Origin of the sequence: Rhodococcus sp. IEGM 1306 (genome assembly GCF_036541985.1) — a bacterium.
Lineage (GTDB): Bacteria > Actinomycetota > Actinomycetes > Mycobacteriales > Mycobacteriaceae > Rhodococcus_F > Rhodococcus_F qingshengii.
The window spans coordinates 221,734-245,097 of the sequence record NZ_JAZHFF010000005.1; the positions used below are offsets into that span (position 1 = coordinate 221,734).

At 62.7% G+C, this 23,364-nt stretch carries 19 protein-coding genes and 1 pseudogene; 9 read left to right on the plus strand and 11 right to left on the minus strand.

Going from position 1 to position 23,364, the window contains the following annotated elements; genetic code table 11:
• The first annotated feature begins 34 nt into the window (after positions 1 to 34).
• Positions 35 to 751 carry a GAF and ANTAR domain-containing protein gene (locus V3587_RS16500; protein WP_095969034.1) on the plus strand — a complete coding sequence of 239 codons (717 nt, stop codon included), beginning with the start codon at positions 35 to 37 and terminating at the stop codon, positions 749 to 751.
• On the opposite strand, the gene V3587_RS16505 is transcribed toward V3587_RS16500, so the two are convergent.
• Positions 720 to 1,667, minus strand: a complete 948-nt coding sequence (locus tag V3587_RS16505; RefSeq protein ID WP_283376977.1) for a LysR family transcriptional regulator — start codon at positions 1,665 to 1,667, stop codon at positions 720 to 722. The two genes, V3587_RS16500 and V3587_RS16505, sit on opposite strands and share 32 nt — an antisense overlap.
• A 153-nt stretch (positions 1,668 to 1,820) precedes the next feature.
• Between V3587_RS16505 and V3587_RS16510 the strand changes: the two genes are divergently transcribed.
• Entirely contained in the window at positions 1,821 to 3,197 is a 1,377-nt protein-coding gene (locus V3587_RS16510) for an MFS transporter (RefSeq protein WP_283376978.1), read from the plus strand.
• Entirely contained in the window at positions 3,194 to 3,937 is a 744-nt protein-coding gene (locus tag V3587_RS16515; RefSeq protein WP_095969037.1) for a 3-hydroxybutyrate dehydrogenase, read from the plus strand. Before V3587_RS16510 ends, V3587_RS16515 begins: the two co-directional genes overlap by 4 nt.
• Before the next feature lie 38 nt (positions 3,938 to 3,975).
• On the opposite strand, the gene V3587_RS16520 is transcribed toward V3587_RS16515, so the two are convergent.
• From V3587_RS16520 to V3587_RS16530, 3 genes are all read right to left on the minus strand, one after another.
• Positions 3,976 to 4,860: an aldo/keto reductase gene (locus V3587_RS16520; RefSeq protein ID WP_283376979.1), complete on the minus strand. Its 885-nt coding sequence runs from the start codon at positions 4,858 to 4,860 to the stop codon at positions 3,976 to 3,978.
• Positions 4,861 to 4,961: 101 nt separating this feature from the next.
• On the minus strand, positions 4,962 to 5,498 hold the full coding sequence (locus V3587_RS16525) for a hypothetical protein (RefSeq protein ID WP_003940745.1): 537 nt from the start codon (positions 5,496 to 5,498) through the stop codon (positions 4,962 to 4,964).
• Between the two features lie 17 nt (positions 5,499 to 5,515).
• Entirely contained in the window at positions 5,516 to 6,457 is a 942-nt protein-coding gene (locus V3587_RS16530) for an oxygenase MpaB family protein (RefSeq protein ID WP_283376980.1), read from the minus strand.
• An 83-nt stretch (positions 6,458 to 6,540) separates the two neighbouring features.
• Here V3587_RS16530 and V3587_RS16535 point away from each other — a divergent pair, with 83 nt between their 5' ends.
• Positions 6,541 to 7,110: a TetR/AcrR family transcriptional regulator gene (locus V3587_RS16535; protein ID WP_054781863.1), complete on the plus strand. Its 570-nt coding sequence runs from the start codon at positions 6,541 to 6,543 to the stop codon at positions 7,108 to 7,110.
• On the opposite strand, the gene V3587_RS16540 is transcribed toward V3587_RS16535, so the two are convergent.
• Positions 7,097 to 7,888, minus strand: a complete 792-nt coding sequence (locus V3587_RS16540; RefSeq protein WP_166811064.1) for an Fpg/Nei family DNA glycosylase — start codon at positions 7,886 to 7,888, stop codon at positions 7,097 to 7,099. The two genes, V3587_RS16535 and V3587_RS16540, sit on opposite strands and share 14 nt — an antisense overlap.
• Positions 7,889 to 7,936: 48 nt before the next feature.
• Positions 7,937 to 12,484 carry an ATP-dependent helicase gene (locus tag V3587_RS16545; RefSeq protein WP_283377087.1) on the minus strand — a complete coding sequence of 1,516 codons (4,548 nt, stop codon included), beginning with the start codon at positions 12,482 to 12,484 and terminating at the stop codon, positions 7,937 to 7,939.
• Positions 12,485 to 12,590: 106 nt separating this feature from the next.
• Between V3587_RS16545 and V3587_RS16550 the strand changes: the two genes are divergently transcribed.
• Positions 12,591 to 13,922, plus strand: a complete 1,332-nt coding sequence (locus V3587_RS16550; RefSeq protein ID WP_283376981.1) for an anaerobic C4-dicarboxylate transporter family protein — start codon at positions 12,591 to 12,593, stop codon at positions 13,920 to 13,922.
• A 21-nt stretch (positions 13,923 to 13,943) separates the two neighbouring features.
• Here the strand turns inward: V3587_RS16550 and V3587_RS16555 are convergent, their stop codons facing one another.
• The 3 genes from V3587_RS16555 to V3587_RS16565 are packed head-to-tail and all read right to left on the minus strand — an operon-like array spanning position 13,944 to position 16,710.
• Complete coding sequence (locus V3587_RS16555; RefSeq protein WP_200315580.1) at positions 13,944 to 15,035, minus strand: N-formylglutamate amidohydrolase; 1,092 nt, start codon at positions 15,033 to 15,035, stop codon at positions 13,944 to 13,946.
• A gap of 52 nt (positions 15,036 to 15,087) precedes the next feature.
• Complete coding sequence (locus tag V3587_RS16560; RefSeq protein WP_283376982.1) at positions 15,088 to 16,092, minus strand: acyl-CoA dehydrogenase family protein; 1,005 nt, start codon at positions 16,090 to 16,092, stop codon at positions 15,088 to 15,090.
• Positions 16,093 to 16,146: 54 nt separating this feature from the next.
• Positions 16,147 to 16,710 (minus strand): helix-turn-helix domain-containing protein, encoded by a 564-nt coding sequence (locus V3587_RS16565; protein ID WP_124566441.1) that lies wholly within the window; start codon positions 16,708 to 16,710, stop codon positions 16,147 to 16,149.
• A 134-nt stretch (positions 16,711 to 16,844) separates the two neighbouring features.
• Between V3587_RS16565 and V3587_RS16570 the strand changes: the two genes are divergently transcribed.
• From V3587_RS16570 to V3587_RS16580, 3 genes are read left to right on the plus strand one after another with little or no spacing between them, the layout of a single operon-like run.
• Complete coding sequence (locus V3587_RS16570) at positions 16,845 to 18,236, plus strand: uracil-xanthine permease family protein (RefSeq protein ID WP_283376983.1); 1,392 nt, start codon at positions 16,845 to 16,847, stop codon at positions 18,234 to 18,236.
• On the plus strand, positions 18,217 to 19,299 hold the full coding sequence (locus V3587_RS16575) for an isopenicillin N synthase family dioxygenase (RefSeq protein WP_283376984.1): 1,083 nt from the start codon (positions 18,217 to 18,219) through the stop codon (positions 19,297 to 19,299). Before V3587_RS16570 ends, V3587_RS16575 begins: the two co-directional genes overlap by 20 nt.
• Positions 19,296 to 20,081 carry an alpha/beta fold hydrolase gene (locus V3587_RS16580; RefSeq protein ID WP_283376985.1) on the plus strand — a complete coding sequence of 262 codons (786 nt, stop codon included), beginning with the start codon at positions 19,296 to 19,298 and terminating at the stop codon, positions 20,079 to 20,081. The genes V3587_RS16575 and V3587_RS16580 overlap by 4 nt, the downstream gene beginning before the upstream one ends.
• Here V3587_RS16580 and amaB read toward each other — a convergent pair.
• Together amaB and hglS are read right to left on the minus strand one after the other, a co-directional pair.
• Positions 20,032 to 21,537, minus strand: coding sequence for an L-piperidine-6-carboxylate dehydrogenase (amaB, locus tag V3587_RS16585; RefSeq protein WP_283376986.1), 1,506 nt, complete (start codon positions 21,535 to 21,537; stop codon positions 20,032 to 20,034). The two genes, V3587_RS16580 and amaB, sit on opposite strands and share 50 nt — an antisense overlap.
• A pseudogene (gene hglS / locus V3587_RS16590) lies at positions 21,524 to 22,833 on the minus strand (2-oxoadipate dioxygenase/decarboxylase). The gene amaB and the pseudogene hglS overlap by 14 nt, the downstream one beginning before the upstream one ends.
• Positions 22,834 to 22,863: 30 nt before the next feature.
• Between hglS and V3587_RS16595 the strand changes: the two are divergent.
• On the plus strand, positions 22,864 to 23,328 hold the full coding sequence (locus V3587_RS16595; RefSeq protein WP_003940830.1) for an Lrp/AsnC family transcriptional regulator: 465 nt from the start codon (positions 22,864 to 22,866) through the stop codon (positions 23,326 to 23,328).
• Positions 23,329 to 23,364 lie beyond the last annotated feature (36 nt).

Sequence of the window (23,364 nt, forward strand, 5' to 3'; positions counted from 1 at the left end):
TGAAGAATTCGATGAACGGTAGACCCCGAGGTGTATGGAGATGGCTGAGCGCGACCAAGCACTGACAGATCCCAAGGCAGTGTTCGCGGCGTTGGCGGAGATTCTCTACTCCGCGGCAGACAGCGCCGAGGTGTACTCCGCAATCTGTTCGGCGGCCGTCGAGTTGATTCCCGGTTGCGACCACGCAAGTCTGATGCTGCGACGGGGAAACACGAACGTCACGGTAGCTGCTAGCGACGAGATTGCCGAGTACGCAGACGATCTCGAGCGGGCCACGGGTGAGGGGCCGTGCATCGACGCTCTCGACACGGAGGCGCCGCAGCTCGAGTCGGACCTTCGCACTCCGAATCAGTGGCCGGAATTCGCCCGGAAGGTAGTGGCGGAGACACCCATTCGCGGCTCGATGGGGTTCCGACTGATGGTCGATCGTCAGAAGTTCGGTGCCCTCAACCTCTTCTCGGATACTCCGGGTGCTTTCACCGAGACCGTTGCCGACCACGCGATCATGTTGGCGTCGTTTGCGTCCGTGGCCGTCACCGCGCTGAACCGAGGAGAGGATGCCGACTCGCTGCGGCGCGGCCTGGCGAGCAGTCGCGAAATCGGTCAGGCCGTCGGTCTACTGATGGCATTGCATCGTGTGTCCGACGACGAGGCCTTCGACATTCTCGTGCGAACCTCGCAGAACATGAACGTCAAGATCGCCGAGTTGGCGCGTAAGGTCATCGTCCAACATCGTTCGACTCTGGACTGAGCGCTTCGTTCGTCCCGGGTGAGCCGAGGAGTTGAGATCGCTTGCGATCCACCGTCTCTCGAAGTGCCGTCACCACCGCTGCGACTTCCGGGCGTCGCAAGGATTCCGAACGGGCCACCAGCCAGTACGAAAGTCTGACTTCGATGTGAGCCGGCAGTACGCGAATCAGATCGTCGTGCTGCTCGGCCATGAAACAGGGGAGCAGGCCGATGCCGGCACCCGCGCGCGTTGCCTCGATGTGGACGAACACGTTGGTGGACGTGACGGCCTCGCGCATGGAAACCGTGAGCTTGCGAGCCAGATCGAGTTCGTCGACCTGCAGCATCGAGTCGATGAAATACACGAGCGAGTGTTCGGCCAGATCTTCGGCACTTTCGGGAACGGCGTTCTGACGTAGATATTCGCGGGAGGCGTACAAACCCAGCGCGTAGTCGGCCAGATGAACGGCTTCGGCGCGGTGAACTTGAGGCTTGCCGACAACAACCTCGATGTCGAGCCCCGAGCGTATCTGCGACGCCTTTCTGGTCGCGACAACTATCTCCACGCTCACGCGAGGATGGTGTCTGCGAACTGCTGCGCCGGCAGGGGCCGCGATGTACGCGCTGAATCCGTCGGTTGCCGAGACCCGCACCACGCCGTCGAGTTGCTGCTGACCGGTGGAGTCGAGCGCCAGTTCGTTCACCGCAGCCTCGATGCGCTCGGCCGCGTTGAGTGCTTGTCTGCCCAGGTCGGTCAACTCCCAGCCGCCGGACGAGCGAACCAGGACACGACCGCCGAGACTCTTCTCGAGTGAGGCGATGCGGCGCGAGATGGTGGTGTGATTGAGACCCAGGTCGTCCGCGGCGGTGTTGAAGCGGCCGGTGCGGCCGACTGCGAGAAGGACGAGTAGGTCGTCGGGGCTCAGTCCGAAAGTCATATCTGCATTTTTGCACCTATATGGTGCGAGATTTGCCATTGTCGCGCCGTCAATCTGCACTGATACTCATCGAGTCACGAAAAATGTGCGAGCGGTCACATTCCTGATCGTGAAGAGCAGGCGAATCGCGAACTGAAGACGAGGGAGTCCACGATGAGCGTCGACAACATGCCGAAGCCCGAGAGCCAAGCCCCACCATCGGGGCTGAAGAAGGTGGTGGGCGCCTCGATGGCGGGTACCGTCGTCGAGTGGTACGAGTTCTTTCTGTACGGCACGGCGGCCACGCTGGTCTTCAGCAAGGTCTTCTTTCCCGGCGGCGGCAACGAGCTGGATGCGATCATCGCGGCTTTCATCACCTACGCCGTCGGATTCGCCGCACGCCCACTCGGCGGGATCGTCTTCGGATACTTCGGCGACAAATTCGGCCGAAAGCAGTTGCTGCAGTTCAGCTTGCTGCTGGTCGGTGCCGCGACCTTCCTGATGGGCTGCCTACCGACCTACGGTCAGATCGGCTACTGGGCGCCGGCACTGCTGGTCACGCTGCGCTTCATCCAAGGATTTGCCGTCGGCGGCGAATGGGGTGGGGCGGTACTCCTTGTCGCCGAACACAGCCCGAATCGATCTCGCGGGTTCTGGTCGTCCTGGCCTCAGGCGGGCGTGCCGATGGGTAATCTGGTGGCCACTGTCGTGCTGTTGATCCTGACATCGACGCTCTCGGACGAATCCTTCATGAGTTGGGGCTGGCGCGTTGCCTTCTGGCTCTCCGCAGTCATCGTTCTGGTCGGCTACTACGTTCGGACCAAGGTCACTGATGCTCCCATTTTCATTGCCGCACAGAAGGAAGCGGAACTGGTCAAGGCAACCTCGTACAGCGTTTTCGAGGTAGTCAAGCGTTACCCGCGCGGAGTGTTGACCGCGATGGGCCTGCGTTTCGCCGAAAACGTCATGTACTACCTCGTGGTGACCTTCTCGATCACCTACCTCAAGGTCGTCGTTCATGCGGACACGGCGCACATCCTCTGGTGGATGCTGATGGCACATGCCGTGCACTTCGCAGTGATTCCGTTGGTAGGCAAGCTGTCCGACACGATAGGTCGACGCCCGGTGTACATGATCGGCGCCGTCACCGCCGGAACGTGGGGGTTCTTCGCCTTCCCGATGATGAACAGCGGGCACAATGCAGTCATCTTGTCGGCAATCATCATCGGGCTTGTGTTCCACGCGTTCATGTACGCCGGCCAACCCGCGATCATGGCTGAGATGTTCCCGACTCGGATGCGCTATTCCGGTGTCTCCCTGGGATATCAGGTCACGTCGATCGTGGCGGGGTCACTGGCTCCGATCATCGCGACCGGACTGCTGAGCAAGTTCGATTCTTCGGTCCCCATCGCGATCTATCTTCTGCTGGCATCCCTGGTCACCATCGTCGCAGTCATCTTCGCGCGGGAGACCAAGGGAATCTCGCTCGAGTCCGTCGACGCCGCTGACGCGCGAGTGCTCGCCGACGAGCGGGCCGGTGTGTTCGCATGACGCTCTCCGGTAAGACGGCACTGGTCACCGGCGGTGCCGGCGGGATCGGTGAGGCGTGTGCTCGACTCCTTGCCGCCCGCGGCGCGCGTGTGACCGTCGCTGATCTCGACGACGTCGCCGCGAAGTCGCTGGCCGAGGAGATCGACGGCACTGCGTGGGCCGTCGATCTCCTCGACACCGACCAACTCGTGGATCTGGCACTCGAGACGGACATACTCGTCAACAACGCCGGCATTCAACGGGTCAGTCCCATCGAGGATTTCGACGTCGAGGACTTCCGGAAGATTCAGCGCCTCATGGTCGAAGCGCCGTTCCTCCTCGCTCGGGCCGCCCTGCCGTACATGTATCGCAACGGTTTCGGCCGCATCGTGAACATTTCCTCGGTCCACGGCCTCCGCGCTTCGGCGTTCAAGAGTGCGTACGTCACGGCCAAACACGGTCTCGAAGGACTGTCGAAGGTTGTGGCACTCGAGGGCGCCCCACATGGCGTCACCAGCAACTGCGTCAATCCGGGCTACGTCTTGACGCCACTCGTGCAGTCCCAGATTTCCGACCAGGCAAAGGTTCACGGCATCAGCGAATCCGAAGTGGTCGAAAAGGTGATGCTCACCGAGAGTGCGATCAAACGGATGGTCGAGCCTGCAGAAGTGGCATCGCTGGTGGGCTGGTTGGCATCGACCGAGGCGTCGATGGTGACGGGGGCGTCGTACACCATCGACGGCGGGTGGAGCGCCAGCTAGGCCACTCGGTCGGGTTGCTGTTCGGTCGACTGCTGGGCTCAGGCCTCGGGAATCTCGATTCCGAACTTCTCGCGGGTGATGACTTCGGGTTCGGGGCCGCCGCGAACTCCGGTGTCGAGTGCGTCGATTGCGGAGAGTTCTTCGGCGGTGAGTTCGAAGTCGAACACGTCGAAGTTCTCCGCGATCCGCGAGGGAGTCACCGACTTGGGGATCACCTGGCGGCCCTGCTGGAGGTGCCAGCGCAGCATCACTTGTGCAGGCGACTTGCCGTGAGCGGACGCGATGGCGCCGATGGTGGCGTCCTCGAGGGTCGAGCCGTGGGAGCCGTCGCGGTAGAACGTGATTCCGCCGATCGGCGACCATGCCTGAGACAGAATGCCGTGATCGGCGTCGGCCTCGAGCAAGGTCGACTGCCGGAAGTACGGATGGACCTCGATCTGGTTGACCGCCGGCACTACGGACGTTGCATCCAGGAGTCGGGTGAGGTGATCCGGCATGAAGTTACTGACTCCGATGGCGCGGACCTTTCCGTCGGCCAGAAGCCTTTCCAGCGCCTTGTACGCGTCGATGGTGCGCTCGAACTCGCTCGGCAACGCCTGGTGGAGGATGAGGAGGTCGAGTTGTTCGACACCGAGTTTGCCGGCGCTCTTGTCGAAGGCATGCAGAGTCTCGTTGTACCCGTAGTCGGTGATCCAGACTTTCGTTTCGACGAAGATCTCGCCGCGATCGAGGCCGGATCGCCGGATCGCCTCACCGACGCCCTTCTCGTTGCCGTAGGCCGCCGCAGTATCGATATGGCGATATCCCGTCGACAGCGCGGACTCGACGGCGGCGACTGTTTCGTCCGGCGGCGTCTGGTAGACGCCGAAGCCCAGCGCGGGGATGTCGACGCCATTGTTCAGTTTCAGGGTCGGGATGCTCATGTCGTCCACGGTAGTGGCGGCGCTGGTCGGGCGGGAGTGATTGTTCAGCCGGGTAACGGCAGTACCCCTTCAGGCCTGGGAATTCGCGATCGGGAGACTGGTCAATGAGTGAGCACTATCTTCAAGCCGACTATGAGGGTGGCGACGGCGGCGAGTCCGAACGCTGCCAGATGGGTGTTCGTACTGACTTTCTCGCCGTGAAGTCGGCTGATCACGTAACTGGTGGAACCGATCCGCAGGATCAAGACGATTTCCGCGATCAACTGCGCCGTCCGCGGTTCCAGGAAGTTGAACCACGCTGTCGCGAGAATGACGACAGGAACAACCGCAGAGGTGAGGATCGGGACGGAATCGCGAAGCGAGTCGATTCTCTCCGCGGTCGTCAGTCGACGATCGTTGCGAATGCTCTCGCCGACACCTTCGGCGAAGGTGTGGGCGATGTATGTCGACAATGCCGTGCCGACCACAATCGCGGCGCCAAGCGATTCCTGAGATTTCGTCACCGGTATGAGTGCGGCGAGGACAAGAATGTTGCCGTAGATGTACGCGGTGGTCCTCGCCGCGACACGTTCTTGTCCCAGCGGCGCACCGTGAGAGGTGATCGGCCGGTTCAGCAGGGTTCGCAGGTCCCACTCCATGTTCAGAGCATGGCAGATCAGACCCTGGGGCTGTAGTGCATCGGGTTATCTCGCTGCTCGAGCGGGGGCAGGTTGCGCGCCGGTGTGTGGACCAGTGGTGCGTCGGCGGGGATTCGGCCGTTCGCTCGGTCCCATCCCGCGCGAGCACGTGGCTGATACCGGTATCGCCACGGCACCAGACGGAAGACGGCGTTGACGCTCCGGCCGACGGCGGTGTGGATTCTCTGGTCTCGGCCACTCCACGAGTAACCGAGAAGGTCGCGAACGGGTTGGTCGTACATTCCGACCGTCAGCCAGACGAATCCGCGGGCGAGGGGGATTCGGGCGAGCCGCCACAACGGATCGGGAAGCCACGTCATGTACGGGGGCTTGCCGAGTCCCGACAGGTCGAGGACGTCGCGGGTCGCCTTGTTGTCTTCGAGTACGTTGCGGCACATGTGGTCCCAGTACTCCTGAAATGCTTCCCAGGTCTCGGGAACAGGGCGCATGCTCATCCCGTACAGGCGATACCACTGAATGTGTTCGGTGAAGAGCTGACGTTTCTGGGCCTCGGTCAAGCCACCCGAGAAGTTCTCGGCCGTGACGATGGTGCCTATGAAGAACGTTGCGTGCGCCCAGTAGAAAGTGTCGGGATCGAGTGCGTGATATCGACGCCCCAACTTGTCGACGCCCTTGATTCGTGTGTGATAGCCGCGGACTTCTTCGGCTGTCTGCTGCGCGCGATCGCCGTCGAACACCACACCTGCAATGGGATACAGCGAGCGGTACAGCCGTTCCCACCGCTCGTCGAAGAACTGTGAATGCTCCTCGACTCCGGCGCCGAGCCCGGGGTGCATGTTCTGCATCGAACCGGCCCAGACGCCTTGCAGCATCCCGCGCCAGTCGCCGAAATACTTCCAGGTCAGGGAATCCGGACCGAGGGGAACCGGGGTGCTGCTGTCGTCAAGTTGACTACGCATGTTGTCAGATTAGGATCGACAACAGCGGTAGTCAAGATTGAAAGCCAGTTGAATCGATCAGGTGTCGGCGAAGTGGGGAAGTTGTGAGCATCGAAGAACGCAGGGCCACTCGAAAGGCGACGTTGTTCGACGTCGGAGTGACACTGCTCGGTGCGGTCGACGGTCCGGCCGTCAACGTGCGTGCGGTCTGCAAGGCCGCCGGTTTGACCGAGCGGTACTTCTACGAGAGCTTCACCGATCGTGATCAGTACGTTGTCGCGGTCCACACGTTTGTCGCCGAGCGCGCGCAGTCGGCGCTTGCGTCGGCAGTGGAGTCGGAGACTACATCCGAGGCCGTCGCCACCGCTGCGGTCGACGCTTTCGTCAAGCTCATGGTCGACGATCCGGCGATGGGGAGAGTGCTCCTGATTGCTCCGCTCTCGGAACCCGTCCTGAGCGGACGCGGTATCGAATCGATGCCGGCGTTCGTGGACCTCGTGTACGACCAGTTGTCCGAGATCGCTGACCCCGTGGACAAGCAACTGGTGGCCGTCGGACTGGTCGGGGCGTTGTTCACGCTGTTCATCGGTTATCTGGACGGCACGATCGTCGTGGACCGCGAACGATTTGTTCGCCACTGCGTCAGGCTGCTGATCAACGCTAACCAGGCGTGAAGGGCTGGCAGGCCGGGCAGAAGAAGATATTTCGCTCGGTGAGCTGATCCGGTCCGAGGGTGTCTTCGGTGATGCGAGTTCCGCAACGGCGGCACGGTTTTCCGCGTCTGCCGTACACCCAGGTCTGCCTACCTGGACGGGTGTCGCCGGTCGTGACCCGGATGCGACGTGACTTGTTGACGTTGATGGTGCGGAACGACAGGTCGACTATCGCGTCGAGATTTCCGGCGAGACGTGTCGGCGTTCTCGGGTGAATGCCTCGTAGGAAGCAGATCTCGTTTCGGTACACGTTGCCCAGTCCGGCCATCACCCGCTGATCCAGGAGCGCGATTCCGATCGGTTCGGAGTCTGCAGCGCGCAGATTCTCGACGGCCACGGAACTGTCCCAGTCCGTTCCGAGGAGGTCCGGTCCGAGGTGTCCGACGGCCTCCTGTTCCTGCCCGAGTTCGAGGATCTCGGTGATTCCCAGTGAAAAGCCCACTGCTACAGAGTCTTCGGTGGCCAAGATGATGCGCGCTTGATGGGCGGGTCTGCGCCAGCGCTCGCCGGGGCGATAAATCTGCCACTGACCTTCCATCTTCAGATGCGTGTGAACGGACGCTTCGCCCACGCGGATCAGCAGATGCTTTCCGCGACTGGCGACGGAATCCACACGATGACCTGACAGATCAACGGTGGCATAGCGAGGAACGCGGACATCGCAGGTAGTGAGTACCTTCCCCGCCAGGGCAGCGCGCAGATCGTTGGCGGCCCGCCACACGGTATCGCCCTCAGGCATGGTCGCCGCCCCCACTCTTCACGATCGCAACACTCAAGTTCTCAACCATCATGATCTCAAGCGGAATCCGCGAGGGGTGGCCGCGAAGCCGGCTTCGACCAGGACGGGAGCAAAATCGTTGCCGTGGATGGTCTCTCCGTCGACCTTCTCCACCACCAACTTGTCGATGGCGCGAGAGGTCACCTTGTGTGCAAGTGACAGTGCTGCCATCCGCAAGGTGCCCCCGTCGTCGGTGAAGGTCAAGATCGTGCGGCCGCCGCGTTCGACGAACAGCACCAACTCACCCTCCACCAGAACTACCAGTGCGCCGGCTTTTCGTCCGGGTCGGTGTCCTGGTGATTCCTCGCCCCCCGACGCCGGCCACGGCAGCGCCGCGCCGTACGGGTTTGCCGGATCGCACGCCGCGAGAGTGACTGCAGCCGAGGAGGTGTGGCGTCCCTCGATGGAGTCACCGAACGTGCGCAAGCGGTCGACCACGGGAGGAGTCGAGAATTGAGCGCCGCCCAGGGTATCGACGAAGTATCCGCGTCGAGCGCGCCCGTTGTCCTCGAACGTGCTCAGAACCTTGTAGATCAACGCGAAACCGCCCGGCACGTTCTCGCTCATCACCGATCCGCGGGTGACGACGCCGTACCGTTCGAGCAACAGATCGGCCGTGGCGTGCGCCCGGATGGTCGGGTCCGGTTCGATCGCCGGCAGTTGGAACCACCGACCGGAAGCGGTCGCCGGTCCCGTGCGGGCCGGGGTGGAAGCGCGCGCCATTGCGCGGTACGGACGTGCCCGCGGAACACGTCGAGGGGATCGGTGACTTGTTGTTGTCCGGGTGGTGTCGGAGAGAAGTGCGCGCAGCGGTGCAACGGTGTCGTTTCCGATGTGTCCGAGCCACACCAACTCCCACAGTGCCGTCGTCACCGCACTGTCGACCGTGTCCGCAGCCGACTCCGTGGTTCGCAACGCGTCGACCAACTGGCGGAAGAAGTAGGCACCGCCGCCGGACAGTAGGTCGAGGATGCGCTTCTGCAACTCCGAGACGTCGGTGTCGGCGGGCGAATTGAGCGTGATCGGTGCCAGGTCGGCGGGGTGCAGCACCACCCACCCGTCTTTGCCCGAGATAGCTCCCGATCCGGACCACAGGACTTCACCCGTCGACGTGAGTTCGTCCAACATCGCGGGGGAGTAGTCGGCAACTCGGCTCGGCAGGATCAACGATTCGAGAGCGGACGCCGGAATCGGAACGCCGGCAAGTTGATCGACCACCGTTGCAACACCGTCGATTCCACGCAGCGTGCCGCCGACATGCTGCCAACTGGGAAAAAATCGTCCGAGTGTTGCGGTGCTGACCGGCTCGACCTCCTGCCGGGCCGCGGCGAGCGAGCGACGCCGCAAGCGACGTAGGACTTCGGCGTCGCACCATTCGCTCCCGGTTGCAGACGGGCGGAATTCTCCTTCGAGAACACGCTTTTCGAGCGCGAGCCGACCGAGAACGTCACGCGCGACGGATACTCCGAGACCGAAGCGTGCAGCCGCGTCGGCGAGAGTGAAGGGTCCGTGGGTACGTGCGTATCGGCTCAGGAGGTCGTCGAGTGGCTGATCGACCGGCTCGATGAACGCCGCCGGAACGCCGATCGGCAGTGGAACGCCGAGTCCATCGCGAAGCCGCGCTGCATCTTCGACGACCGTCCACCAGCTCTCGCCTGCATAGGAGACATGGAGGGCGCGTTTGTCCGCAACCAGCTTGTCTAGCCAGGAGACCGGATCCTCGAGACAGCGTTCGGTGACTTCTTCGGTGGTCAGTGGGCCGAGCATGCGCAGGAGGTCGGCAACACCCTCGAGGTCCTTGGCCTTTCGCTCAGGGACGAGCCGTTGCAGCTCACGTTCGGCCTGCTCGATCACTCCGGCGTCGAGTAGCTCACGCAGTTCGACGCGGCCGAGGAGTTCGGCCAACAGCGTGGAGTCCAAGGACAAAGCGGCGGCGCGTCGCTCGGCCAGGGGGCTGTCGCCCTCGTACATGAACGCGCCCACGTAGTTGAACAGGAGAGCACTCGCGAACGGTGAAGGTGAGGGCGTCTCCACCTCGACTATTCGGATCTGGCGCCGTTCGATCTTGCCGAACAATTCCTTCAGTGCAGGCAGGTCGTAGACGTCCTGCAAGCACTCGCGCACGGTCTCGAGCAGGATCGGGAATGTCGGGAACTTGCGGGCGACGTCCAGCAGTTGCGCGGACCGCTGACGCTGCTGCCACAGCGGTGCACGCTTTCCGGGATTGCGGCGGGGGAGAAGCAGTGCGCGGGCGGCACATTCGCGGAATCGGGAGGCGAACAACGCAGAGCCGCCCACCTCCTGGGTGACCAGATCTTCGATGTCCTCGACGTCGAAGGTGAACAGTTCGGCGCCGGGAGGCTCGTTCTCGGTGTCGGGGAGCCGGATGATGATGCCGTCGTCGGAGGCCGTCGGACTGGAATCGACGCCGTATCGTTCCTGCAAGCGCGCCCCGATGGCGAGGGCCCACGGCGCGTGAACACGTTGGCCGTACGGGGAATGCAGCACCAGACGCCAGTCGCCGAGTTCGTCGCGGAAGCGCTCGACCACCAGCGTGCGATCCGACGGTACTTGTCCGGTGGCAGTCTTCTGCTCACCGACGAGTTGGATCAGATTGGTTGTGGCGTTGTGATCGAGTCCGCCCACGCGGCAACGCTCGACGACGTCGGCTTCGTTACCCAGCGCGGTCTCTCGAACGAATTGGCCCAACGCCTGTCCGAGTTCGGCAGGGCGACCGAGCCCGTCGCCGTGCCAGAAGGGCAGACGACCGGGCATACCGTAGGCGGGGCTGACCAGGACCCGATCGAAGGTGATTTCCTCGATCCGCCAACTGGTGGCGCCGAGCGCAAAGACGTCGCCGACCCGGGATTCGTAGACCATTTCTTCGTCGAGTTCGCCGACGCGTGATGCTTTCTCTCCGACCATGTAGACCGTGAAGAGCCCGCGGTCGGGGATGGCACCGCCGGAAGTGACTGCCAAACGCTGCGAACCCGGCCGGCCCGTCAGCGTGTTGGACTCGCGATCCCAGACCAGACGCGGACGTAATTCGGCGAACTCGTCCGAGGGGTACCGCCCGGCGAGCAGATCCAGAGTCGACTCGTAGGCCGAACGGGGAAGCGTTGCAAAGGAACCGCTTCGGCGCACGGTCTCGAACCAGTCGTCCACGTCGATCGGCTCGAGTGCAGTGGCCGCAACAGTTTGCTGGGCAAGTATGTCGAGGGGGTTGGCGGGAACGGCCATCGCCTCGATCTTGCCTTCGACCATGCGCTCGACGGTCACCGCGCAGTGAATCAGGTCGGTGCGGTGTTTCGGGAAGACCACCCCTCGCGAGATTTCGCCGACCTGGTGGCCGGCGCGGCCGACACGTTGCAGTCCGCTGGCAACCGAAGGCGGTGCCTCCACCTGGATGACCAGGTCGACGGCGCCCATGTCGATTCCGAGTTCGAGACTGCTGGTGGCGACGACGCATCGCAATCGACCCGATTTGAGGTCGTCTTCGATGAGGGCGCGCTGGTCTTTGCTGACCGATCCGTGGTGGGCGCGCGCAAGGAGAGGTTCTGCACCGTAGTTGACCTCGGTGGGAGCTCCGATCTGCGCGGGCGGGCGAGGTGTCTTCTCGACGGCCAGACCGATGCGTTCGGCATGAATCTCGTTGAGCCTGGCTGTCAAACGTTCGGCGAGGCGTCGAGAGTTGGCGAACACGATGGACGATCGGTGGTCGAGAACGAGGTCGACGATCTGTTCTTCGACGTGGGGCCAGATCGAACCGGCTTGCGGGGTGGGGGATTCGGAACCGTCGGCCGGCGTCGCGATCCCCAGTTCGGTCATGTCCTCGACGGGAACACGGACGGTGAGGTCGAAGGTCTTGGCGGCAGGCGGTGCCACGATCCGGATGGGTGCCGAACCGGCCAGGAACCGCCCGATCTCCTCGTGTGGACGGACAGTGGCCGACAATCCGATGCGTTGCGCCGGACGCTCGAGCAAGCCGTCCAGGCGTTCCAGCGAGAGCGCAAGGTGTGAGCCGCGCTTGGTGCCCGCCACCGCGTGAACCTCGTCGACGATCACGGTATCGACGCCGACGAGTGTTTCCCGGGCGGCGGAGGTGAGCATCAGGAACAACGACTCCGGCGTCGTGATCAGGATGTCCGGCGGCCGCTTGATCAACGAGCGCCGATCGGCCTGGGACGTGTCGCCGGAGCGGACACCGACGGTGATCTCGGGCGGAGTGAGGCCCAGACGTTTCGCCGTCTGGGTGATACCGACCAGCGGAGCGCGAAGGTTCCGTTCGACGTCCACCCCGAGCGCCTTGAGTGGCGAGATGTAGAGGACTTTGGTGGTGCGTTCGCTGTCGTCCTTGGCCGCGAGCTGATCGAGAGCCCAGAGGAACGCCGACAATGTCTTGCCGGAGCCGGTGGGTGCGACGACAAGTGTGTGAGAGCCACTCGCGATGGATTCCCAGGCGCCGAGCTGCGCAGCAGTCGGAGCACTGAAAGCGCCGCCGAACCACTCGCGTGTGGCGGGCGAGAACCTACCGAGGACGTTGGTCACGACCACCATATTGCCCCTTCCCACCGACAGCGTGTTCATGCCCGCAGCCGAAGTGCAGAGCATACTATTTGCCCTGTTATAGCTATTCTCTTGTTATCGAGAAGGCGAGTGCCTGATGGAAGCAGTCAAGATTGTCCTCGAGCTGGCGGTAGTGCTCGGGGCGATTGTCATGGGGACCAGATCGAGCGGTGTCGCGCTCGGTCTGTGGGGCGGCGCAGGTGTTGCCGTCCTCGTGTTCGTCTTCGGAGAGGACGTCGGCAGTCCGCCTGTCGACGCTCTCCTCATCGTCCTGTCCGTCGTCCTTGCGTCGTCGATGATGCAGGCGGCCGGTGGTATCGACTGGATGGTCACCATCGCAGCGAAGTTGATCGAATCCCGCCCGAAACAGATCACGCTGATCGCGCCGTTGGTGTCATTCCTGTTCTCGGTCGGTGCCGGTACATCCAACATCCTCTACCCGCTGCTTCCCGTCATCTACGACGTCTCGTACAAGAACGGTGTGCGGCCGTCACGGCCGCTGTCGCTGTCAGTTGTCTCGACCGGCGTGGCGCTGGCGTGTAGCCCGGTGTCCGCGGCGATGGCCGCAATGGTCACGCTGACCGACGTGCCGCCTTACGATTTCGAACTCATCGACATCATCAAGATCACCTTCCCCGCTGCCGTTGTCGGCATCGTCCTTTCCTCCGTCGCGGTCAACCGCCTCGGCAAGGATCTCGACGACGACCCGGAGATACAGGCGAAGTTGAAGTCGGGCGAATTGGCCGGACCGGGTGCAGCGTCCAAGACCGAACTCGTCTCGACGAAGACCGGACGAAACGCGGCACTGATCTTCCTGGCCGGCGTCCTGGCTATCGTGATATTCGGCCTGTTCAAGGGAATTCGCCCCGAAGCCGCCGACGGTACCCCGATGGGGATGACACCGATCATCGAAATGCTGATGTTCGTCGTGGGCACGTTGATCCTGCTGGTGTGCCGCCCGAATGTCGCCGACGTGCCGTCCTCGACCGTGTTCCGCGCCGGTATGGTCTCGGCCATCGCGCTGTTCGGTCTGGCATGGCTGACGGACACATTCATCAGCGCCCATTCCGAGCTGATCACGAGCACCGTCGGCGACTGGGTCAACGCCGCGCCGTGGATCTTCGCGCTCGGTGTCTTCCTGGTCTGTGTACTGACGACCAGTCAGTCGACCGCGACGCGGACCATTGTGCCGATCGGTCTCGCAGCCGGGATTGCACCCGGCCTGGTGAGCGGAATGTGGGCCGGAGCGTTTGCCGGTGTCTATCTGTTGCCGACGAACGGTTCGCAGATCGCGGCTGCGAACTTCGACCTCTCGGGCAGCACGAAGCTGGGATCCAAGCTCGTCGACCACTCGTTCTTCCTGCCGACCATCATTTTGGCCGTGACGACGATTGCGGCCGGTGCTCTGTTCGGAGTGGTGCTCGGCTGAGAGTTGAGGCTGAGTCTTACGTCAGCTGTTGCGGTAGTGGTCCCAGCTCGCCTTGCACGCGTGAGCGAGCTGGTCCACCCGTTCGGCGTCGGGTGTAGGCCAGTCGACGCCGGGTTCCATGATGTATGCGGCCAGTTCGTCTCCCAGTAGGAATTCTCGTTTGAATTCGGCCTGAACCGCGCTCAACGTGATCCCTGCCTCGTCAGCGCGGGCGCGCGAGTCGGCGAATCTGGCTCCGGCCGCGATGATTTCGAAACTGCCGAGGTACGGCTGATTGAGAGCGACCGCATCGGGATCGTCGACCTGAAATCCCTTGCGATGTGCGACCGCAAGTGTGCGTATGAGCTCCGGATCCATAGTCACGGGATTGTCGCCGCGTCGATTGCCGTCGTGATCGCCACGATTGGAGAGCGCAACGACGTCGGGGAGCCGATCTGCTTCCGGCCGTTCGACATTGACGGCGCCGTCCCGCCGGGTGGTGTGGTTCATCGTGTCGTGGAACGACAACGTCGTGAACGATCGGCCGAGTTCGAAGCTCTTCTCCACCATGGCTTCGATCAGTGCGTCGCGAGTTCTTTCGTAGACGCCCAAACCGTGTTCAGCTGTCTCGGTGAAGGTCTCGGCGAGGTCCTTCCAGCCCGCGTCGTCGCTCGGCTCGAGCAACAGGGGGTAGAACGAGAATGTGACAGGGCGAACTGCGTCGACGCCGGTGAGGTCCGCTCTGTTGCCGGCACCGGCCTTGTGGACGCGGGCGAAGGCTTCGCGCAGTGACGCTTCCAGGTTTTCGGGCTTCGCACGGTTGGGATCGCGAATCATGCGAGGGTGCGGATTCTCCACGTACACGATGCGCGAATCGATTTCGGCCCAACGGCGCACGATGGAACTGGTGGACATGTCGGTGAAGTCGAATTGCAGTCGCTGTGTGAATTCGGGTGCGAGAAAGCGTGAGAGTTCTGCTGGAATCGCGGAACCCGAGTGTGGGCAACTGACGAGAAGGTCGGCTTCGGCGATGGCGTCGTCGAGACTGCGGGAGTCGCGATCGGCATAGAACGTCAGGTCCTCCGGCGTGAACACGGTTCCGGCCGGGATGAGTACTGGTGCTCCACTGGTCATGAGCCCCAGCGTAATCGAGTGCAACCGTGCAATCGAGTACAACCGTGCAGACTCAGTATCCGCTGAGTCGTTCCACGAGAGCTGTTTTGATCTCCGGCCGACCAGCCGCGACCAGAGTGAAGGTGGCTTCACGCATGAGCCGCTCGGCGGTGTTGCTGCCGACCAGGGCGCGGCTTCCGGTCGCAGTGACGAGCGCGGCCGACGCACGCACAGCAAGTTCCGATGCGCGGGCGCGTGCAGCCGACATGTCGCCTCCGTTGCGCAGTGCTGCATCGAGATCGGCGCGCGCCCGGGCGGCTTGTTCCTCGAACGCGTCGGCGTCGACTCCCAGATCCGCGAGTTCGGTCACTGCGCGGCGGGTGATGCCCATGGCCATCGCGCCGTTGAGCCACAATCCGGGGAGTTGGGTGCTCTGGAACTGTTCGTCGCTGACGACGGCACAGACATCGGTGTCGGGAATGTCGAAAGCGTCGAACACGATTCGGACGGTGTTGCTCCCGCGTGCTGCGATCAGTGGAAGTTCCTCGATCGTCAGACCCGGAGCCTCGCCCACCGGTACGACGGAGTGAACGATGGAATTGTCGAACTCGTCTCGCGCCGAGACCAGGAGTACATCGACGATTCCCCAGCCGGTGACGAAGGGTGCGATGCCGTCGAGGACGTAGCCGTCGTTCACCCGCTTCGCCCACAGGAGCGGCGGCCGGGGGATGGCGCCGGCATACGCAACGCCACCGCGAATCGTGCCGGAAACGAGCCCGTCCCAGTATTGTTCGCGCAGAGACATATTGGAACTCGAAGCCAAGGCTCCGACGACGCCGTGATGCTGCATCCAGGTGAAGGTCGTTGCCAGGCAACCGCCGCACAAGGTTTCGAGGACGTCGACCAGTTCGTCGCTGCTGGGTCCGCTCTCACCGAGGGCGGCGATGCCGTAGAAGCCGTCGGCGGCGAGCGCGTCGAAATGGCTGCTGGGGATTTCTCCGTCGGCGTCGACGCTGTCGGCGACGGGAAACAGAACGGTATCGGCGATCTCACGCGCAAGCTCCGGCCACTTGGTCACGCTGTCAGGGTAAGCCGTGAGCGGGGGCTGTGGTGTGGAACCGGAACCGCGCATCTAGAACGAGGGCGGCGAACTCACGATGAGGAATCTCGCCACCGCATCGGTGCGATTGAACCACCGATGCGGGATGGTCGAGGTGTAGAGGAGGGTGTCACCGACGTGAAGGATGTGATGCTCGTCCAGTCCCACCTCGACTTCGACAGATCCTTCGAGTACGTGAATGAACTCTTCGCCGGCATGCTCGGTGTGTTCGCCTGCCTCGGAGTGAGGGGCTGCCGTGATCTCGTTGGGTTCCATGGTGCGTGAACCGGTGGAGCAGAAGCGGATCACCGAATCGTGTGCCAGTTCGAACGTTCGCCCTTCCCCGGCGCGGACGAGGCTGGACGGAGTTCGTTCACCTTGTGCCAACAGCGCATGAGCGGTGGTGCCGATCGATTGCGCGAGGCGATGAAGGTTCATGACACTGGGTACTGCGTGGCCGTTCTCGGTCTGGCTCAGGAAGGGCTGCGACAGTCCCGACTTCACGGCGACCTCACGCAACGTCAGTCCGGCTTCTTTGCGCGCCGTCCGCACGGCAGCCCCGATTGCGGTCGCTATCGCCTTCTGGTCGTCGTCCATGTGCCGAAGATAGCAGTGCTCTGGTGAAAGTTTTGATTACACAGACGAAACAAATTCGACCACGGTAAGAAATTATCGACGTGCTGAATAGTCCCGTACACGAAACACTTCCAGCTTCGGACGGAGATCGGCGCATGGCCATCCATCCAGTCGACCAGCGGCTCCCCATTGCCCGCCAGTCTGCTTTTGCTCTTCAGCACGTCCTCATCATGTACACCGGCTGCATCACGGTTCCGCTGGTTTTCGGTGCCGCCGTAGGGCTGGATCGCAGCACAGTCGCGATGCTGATCAGCGCGGACTTGCTCGTTGCAGGCATCATCACGATCATTCAGAGCTTGGGCGTCGGGAAGGTCGCCGGTGTTCGGCTGCCGATCGTGTGCGGGGCGACCTTCGCCGGACTGACGCCGATGATTCTGATCGCCAAGGAGTACGGCCTGCAGGCGGTGTACGGGTCCATGCTGGTCGGTGGTGTAGTCGGCATAGCTTTGGCCGTACCGTTCGCCAAGATCGTCCGATACTTCCCGCCCCTGGTCACCGGCGTCGTCCTCACGGTTATCGGCATCTCGTTGATCGGGGTCGCAGGAGGCTTGATCGTCGGAAACGACCCCACCTCCCCGTCGTTCGCCGACCCGAAGAACCTGGCGCTGGCTGCGGCTGTCGTCGTAGTCGCGGTGGCGTTCATCTGCCTCGGCCGCGGGATGTGGACACAACTCGGAGTGCTGATGGCATTGGTGATCGGTACCGTGATCGCCATACCGATGGGCCTGATCGATCTGAGTGGCGTCGGTGGTTCGGCCTGGGTGGGTTTCCCGATGCCGTTCCATTTCGGAGCTCCGGAGTTTCCCGTCACCGCGGTGGTGGCGATGAGTATCGTCATGGCAGTGGTTTTCGCCGAATCGACGGCGAGCATGCTGGCCGTCAGCGAGATCACCGGAAAGCCTTTGAAGAAAGCAGATCTGGCACGAGGCCTGGTGGCCGACGGTATGTCGGGAGTTCTGGGCGGAATCTTCAATGCCTTTGTCGACACTGTTTTCTCCCAGAATGTCGGCGCTGTGGCCACTACCCGGGTGTACAGCCGGTACGTGACCGCTACCAGCGGTGCCATTCTGATCGTCCTCGGCCTCATCCCGCGAATGGGTGAAGTGGTTGCCGCCCTACCTGATCCGGTGGTCGGCGGTGTTGGCATCATCTTGTTCTCGACTGTCGCCGTGGTCGGAATCAACACGCTGCGCAAGGTCGATCTCAGTGACCCGATCAACACGACGATCGCTGCTGTATCCGTGGGGATCGGTATCTTGCCGGAATTTGCGGAGGGGATGTTCGAGCGGTTCCCCTCCTCGGCACAGATCCTCCTCGGTAGTGGCATCACTTTGGCTGCGGGCTCGGCCTTTTCGCTCAACCTGCTGTTCAATCACAGCCGACTCGGTGAACTCGCGAGACGATCGCGCGAGAGCCTTCACCCCACTGCAAAAACTGAACCCGCTACCAGCTCTGCAGGAGACGCCAGTGCCATCGTCACAGTCTGATTCTCTGTCAGGATCCGATCTCTTCGAAGTGCCCGTCATCGACATCTCGCCTTACGTACTCGGTGGTGCCGACCAGGACAAGGCGCGAGTGGCTGCCGACGTCGACCATGCTTGTCGGACTGTCGGTTTCATGCAGATTCGGGGTCACGGCGTTCCAGTCGACATTTCTTCCGGCCTCGCCGACGCCATGGACGACTTCTTCGGACTGCCGCTGGAGACCAAATCGGGCTACCGAATCGCGGGCGCGAATCGTGGGTACAGTCCGCCCAAGAGTGAGTCGCTGAGCTTGAGTCTCGGCGTCGAATCCGCGACCCGGATGAACGACTTTTTCGAGGCGTTCAACATAGGAACCGAAGCCCGATCGTTCACCGAACTCGAACTGTCGGAGGAGGATTACGGAATCAACCTGTGGCCGGCAGTGCGTGGATTCGCGGAGCGAGTGGAGAACTACTACGCCCATGGCGAGCGGGTGGCGCGGACACTCACCACCGTTTTCGACGACGCACTGGGCCTGACCCCGGGATTCTTCGAGTCGATCACGGACCATTCCATCGACGTATTGCGGATGAACAATTACGCATTGCCCGAAGGGGCGGTGACGTTGGACGGTGAGTTGAAGGGGATGGGGGAACATACCGATTTCGGGCTGGTCACCGTGTTGTGGGCGGATCAGGTCGAAGGTTTGCAAGTGCTCGGGATCGACCGACGCTGGCACGACGTCTGGCCGGAAGACGATGCGCTGTTGGTCAACCTTGGGGATCTCACCGCGCGCCTGACCAACGACAAGTGGATGTCCACGTTGCACCGAGTTGCGCCTCCGGTGGTGAACGGCACCGTCAAACGTCGACGATCGGCCGCGTTCTTTCACGACGGAAACGTCGATGCGGTGATCGCGACACTACCGAGCTTTCGCGACGACTCCGGCCTGGAATACGAACCCATCACTGTTCGCGATCACATCAAAGCCAAGCTGGCCGGGTCGAGGCAGGGGAAGTCCAATACCGCCGCAGTTCGTGAGGCGGCACGGGTGCTCTCGGCGGCCGAGTTCGAGGTGAAGCAGTGAGCCCTCGGAACATCGTCCTGATTCACGGCGCCTGGGCAGGTGGTTGGGTCTGGGATCGGGTGCGTGGCCCTCTGAAGTCGGCCGGCTTCGATCCCGTCGTGGTGGAGCTTCCCGGCTCCGGGAGTTGGAACCCCGACGACGTGATCGATCTTGCCGCTGTCGCCGAACATGTTGTGTCAGTGATGGAGTCATTGGACGGGCCGGCCATCCTGGTCGGGCACTCAGGCGGCGGGATCGTGGCCTCGCAGGTGGCCGAGTGGATACCTTCGCAGGTAACGGGTCTTGTATATGTCGCGGGAATGATGCTGCCGTCGCAGATGGATTTCGGGATGCTGTGTGCTGAAGCCGGTTTGGAAAGTCCGGTCGGGATCTCGCGTTGGTTGGTCCCTGTCGGCGAAGGCGAAGCAACGGCAGTTCCGCCGGAAGCCGCTGCCGCCGTGTTCTTCCACGAAGCGCCGGTCGCCGATGCGATAGGCGCAGCGCGCATGCTTGTCCCACAATTGGAGTCCGCCCGCCTGATGGCAGCGGACTGGACCGAAGAGCGATTCGGAACCGTGCCGAGGCTCTATGTCGAATGCACCCTGGATCGAACTGTGCCGATCGAGGCTCAACGTGCCATGCAGAGACTTGTCCCCGGTGCCCAGATGGTCAGCCTGGGCACCGATCATGCACCTCAGTTGTCGGCGCTTCCGGAGCTGATCGACGCGATCACCGATTTCGCCCAGCAGGTGTTCAGCCGAACTCGACCCCTTGAGCCAGTGGAAGCTGGTCCGAGTAGTTGACGGTATTGGTGGCTCGGCGCATGTATGCCTTCCACGAATCCGAACCCGATTCGCGTCCGCCGCCCGTCTCCTTCTCCCCGCCGAAAGCGCCGCCGATCTCTGCACCGGACGTTCCGATGTTCACGTTCGCGATGCCGCAATCGGAACCGTCGGCGGCGAGAAAACGCTCGGCCTCACGCTGATCGAGCGTGAAGATCGAGGACGAAAGACCTTGAGGCACATCGTTGTGCAGCGCAATGGCGTCGTCGAAATCGGTGTAGGTCACGACGTAGAGGATGGGTGCAAAAGTCTCCGCCCGTACCACCTCGGTCTGTGCGGGCATACGAACGAGTGCAGGTGTCACGTAGAACCCGGATTCGCCGACGCGGTCGCCGCCGCACACTACGGTCCCGCCGTCCGCGCGCGCGGCCGAGAGCGATTTCTGCATCGCCTCGAACGCGGCTTCGTTGATCAGCGGCCCGACCAGAACACCGGAGTCGAAGGGACTGCCGACCTGGAGTTGCGCGTATGCGGACGCAACGCGGTCGACGACGTTGTCGGCGATCGACTCGTGAACGATGAGCCGGCGCAGTGAGGTGCAGCGCTGCCCGGCAGTTCCGGCGGCGGAGAAGACAATTCCGCGCACGGCAAGCTCGAGATCTGCCGACGGCGTGACGACGGCGGCGTTGTTTCCACCCAGCTCCAGGAGACTTCGTCCGAAACGCTCGGCAACTCGTGGAGCCACGGCGCGGCCCATTCTCACGGAACCGGTAGCGCTGACCAAGGCCACAAGTGGGTTGTCCACCAAGGCCTCACCGACGTCGCGTCCGCCGATGATCAACTGGTGGACGTCTATCGGCGCATCACAGTCGGCGAGTGCGCGTCGGAGGAGGGCGTCACATGCCAGTGCAGTCAGTGGCGTGGTTTCCGAAGGCTTCCACACGACGGCGTCACCGCACACGAGAGCGATGGCGGTATTCCACGACCACACCGCGACGGGAAAGTTGAACGCGGAGATGACCCCGACGACGCCGAGCGGGTGCCACGTTTCCGTCAACCGGTGGCCAGGACGCTCGGACGGCATGGTGCGTCCATAGAGCTGCCGGGAGAGACCGACCGCGAACTCGCAGATGTCGATCATCTCCTGTACCTCGCCGAGAGCTTCCGAGGTGACCTTGCCTGCCTCCAGCGTCACGATCTCCGCGAGATCCTCCTTGTGCTCGGTCAGTAGGCTTCCCAGCCGCCGCACGACCGCCCCGCGCGCCGGAGCGGGGACGGTGCGCCAGGTGAGGAACGCTCGATGAGCCGCTTCGACGGCGTCGTCGACTTCTCGGCCGGAGTGTTGCCGGACCGTACGCAGTTGTGTACCGGTGATCGGACTATGTGCGCTCAGATCGCCGGCGGGCCACTCGACACCGCAGGCAGCGAGGGCGTTCTCGGCGCGGTCGGCGAGGCTCGAAGAATCAGGCAGGTTCACTGGGAGTCCTCTGTGGTTGTAGTCGGGAGTGGTTGTAGGCGGGAGAAAGCACGGCACGTGATGCCTCTTGTTGTGCGCGGTACAGCTCGAACGGATCTTCGATGGTGCGGTCGATGGCGCCCTCCAGTCGATCCTGCCCGTATTCGGCGCCGGGCGCATCGGAAACGAATCCGGTCACGGAATCGAGATTGGACGCGAAGATCCCGGCCGCGGATGCCGGTAGAAAGTCCTCGTAGACGATCGGGTCGCGGACGACGACAGTTCCTTCGCTTCGGTACGTGAAGTATGCCAACCCGCGTCGTCGAGTCCGTCCTCGGTGTGCGGAAACTCGCTGCCCCAGTCGGCGTCCTCGGGCCTGGCGATCAGTCGGTCGTAGATCGCCCTCCCGCTGCGGGTCAACGCGATTCCGCGTGCCTCGACCTCGCCGAATCTGACGCGGACAGGTTCTGTGGTGACCGATCCGTCCGGCCGGCGAAAACGTCTGTCTTCGGCCAGTGCGCGAAACGATGTCTGCCGCAGAAGCAGTGGCGGCCCATTCCATCTCGGCGGGCCTTGGATGCGGTCGATCATGGCGATGCCGCGCTCGGTCATTCGACGGTACAACTCGTCGATGTCGAGTACCCGTGGGGTGAGGTGGTTGACATGTGTCGAGCCCTGGCCGGCGATGTCTGCGGCGACAGGTGAGATCGCGGCAAGTTCGCGATACCAACCGGCGTCGATGGGTTCGGTGCCGAGCCGAAACGCCGAGGTTGCCGCTTCGACGAATTGTGTCGCCTCGGGCTCCGGGAGGCCGCACTCGCGGTTTGCTTGCCGTGCCCACTGCAGAAGTGAGGGAGAGAACAGGGTTCGGCGACGCAGGAACCCGGTGATCCGACGCTCGAGGTCGGTGTCGAAAAACCTGGAATCGGAGCCGGTCAGTACCGAGGTGAAAACACGGAACGGGTTCCGGGCGAGTTCGGCAGGCTCGGTGGGGCGAAAAGCCGTCGAGACAACGGGAATGGGGGGGTCGGTGAGCCGGAGGTCGTAGTAGCCGACCGGAAACATACCGAATCCGCCGAAGACGGTGGTCACGTCACGTAGTTCGTCGAGAGTCCCCAGTCGGATGGCGCCGTGACGCTCGGCGCTGACTCTCGCCAGGCTGCCCAGGCGCTCCGCAGAATCCGGATGTTCGGCAGCATAATCACGGTTCACCTGCAGCGTTACATCTACCAAGGTGTTGTAAGCGGGGACCTCGTCGCCGTACATCTTGGCGAGGGCCGCAGCGAACCGTGCACGTAGCTCCCAGGTTTCAACCATACGAATGTCCGATTGCGTTAGCCTGCGCAGGTGCGAGAAACAGAAACCAGTGACGTTGCCGGTGTTCCGGTCGACGAAACCGATCGACTTTTGATGCGTGAATTGGTCTTGGACGGCCGTGCCACTCTCGCGAGTCTTGCTGAGAAGGCTGGACTCTCGATCTCCGCAGTCCAGTCGAGAGTGCGTCGATTGGAGTCTCGCAAGGTGATCCGTGGCTACTCGGCGAAGATCGATCCTGAGGCACTCGGTCACAATCTGTCCGCATTTGTCGCCATCACTCCTCTCGATCCTTCGCAGCCCGACGATGCTCCTGCTCGTTTGCGTCACCTGCCGGCGGTCGTTTCGTGCCACTCGGTGGCCGGGAGTGAAAGTTACGTCCTCCTGGTCCGGGTGGCGTCACCTCGGGCGTTGGAGCGATTGCTGCAGGAGATCCGTACGGCAGCCAACGTCAACACACGAAGCACCATCATCCTACAAACTTTTTACGACGAATGACGCTTGTTCAATAACTTTTACGGTGTTCTATCGACA

Excerpts from the sequence above, each read along its gene's own strand:
- V3587_RS16555 (WP_200315580.1), bottom strand. The coding sequence starts at position 15,035 with ATGACCAGTGGAGCACCAGTACTCATCCCGGCCGGAACCGTGTTCACG.
- V3587_RS16570 (WP_283376983.1), top strand. The coding sequence starts at position 16,845 with ATGGCCATCCATCCAGTCGACCAGCGGCTCCCCATTGCCCGCCAGTCT.
- V3587_RS16505 (WP_283376977.1), bottom strand. The coding sequence starts at position 1,667 with ATGACTTTCGGACTGAGCCCCGACGACCTACTCGTCCTTCTCGCAGTC.
- V3587_RS16565 (WP_124566441.1), bottom strand. The coding sequence starts at position 16,710 with ATGGACGACGACCAGAAGGCGATAGCGACCGCAATCGGGGCTGCCGTG.
- V3587_RS16520 (WP_283376979.1), bottom strand. The coding sequence starts at position 4,860 with ATGAGCATCCCGACCCTGAAACTGAACAATGGCGTCGACATCCCCGCG.
- V3587_RS16500 (WP_095969034.1), top strand. The coding sequence starts at position 35 with ATGGAGATGGCTGAGCGCGACCAAGCACTGACAGATCCCAAGGCAGTG.
- V3587_RS16545 (WP_283377087.1), bottom strand. The coding sequence starts at position 12,484 with ATGGTGGTCGTGACCAACGTCCTCGGTAGGTTCTCGCCCGCCACACGC.
- V3587_RS16515 (WP_095969037.1), top strand. The coding sequence starts at position 3,194 with ATGACGCTCTCCGGTAAGACGGCACTGGTCACCGGCGGTGCCGGCGGG.
- V3587_RS16525 (WP_003940745.1), bottom strand. The coding sequence starts at position 5,498 with ATGGAGTGGGACCTGCGAACCCTGCTGAACCGGCCGATCACCTCTCAC.
- V3587_RS16530 (WP_283376980.1), bottom strand. The coding sequence starts at position 6,457 with ATGCGTAGTCAACTTGACGACAGCAGCACCCCGGTTCCCCTCGGTCCG.
- V3587_RS16550 (WP_283376981.1), top strand. The coding sequence starts at position 12,591 with ATGGAAGCAGTCAAGATTGTCCTCGAGCTGGCGGTAGTGCTCGGGGCG.
- V3587_RS16510 (WP_283376978.1), top strand. The coding sequence starts at position 1,821 with ATGAGCGTCGACAACATGCCGAAGCCCGAGAGCCAAGCCCCACCATCG.
- V3587_RS16540 (WP_166811064.1), bottom strand. The coding sequence starts at position 7,888 with ATGCCTGAGGGCGATACCGTGTGGCGGGCCGCCAACGATCTGCGCGCT.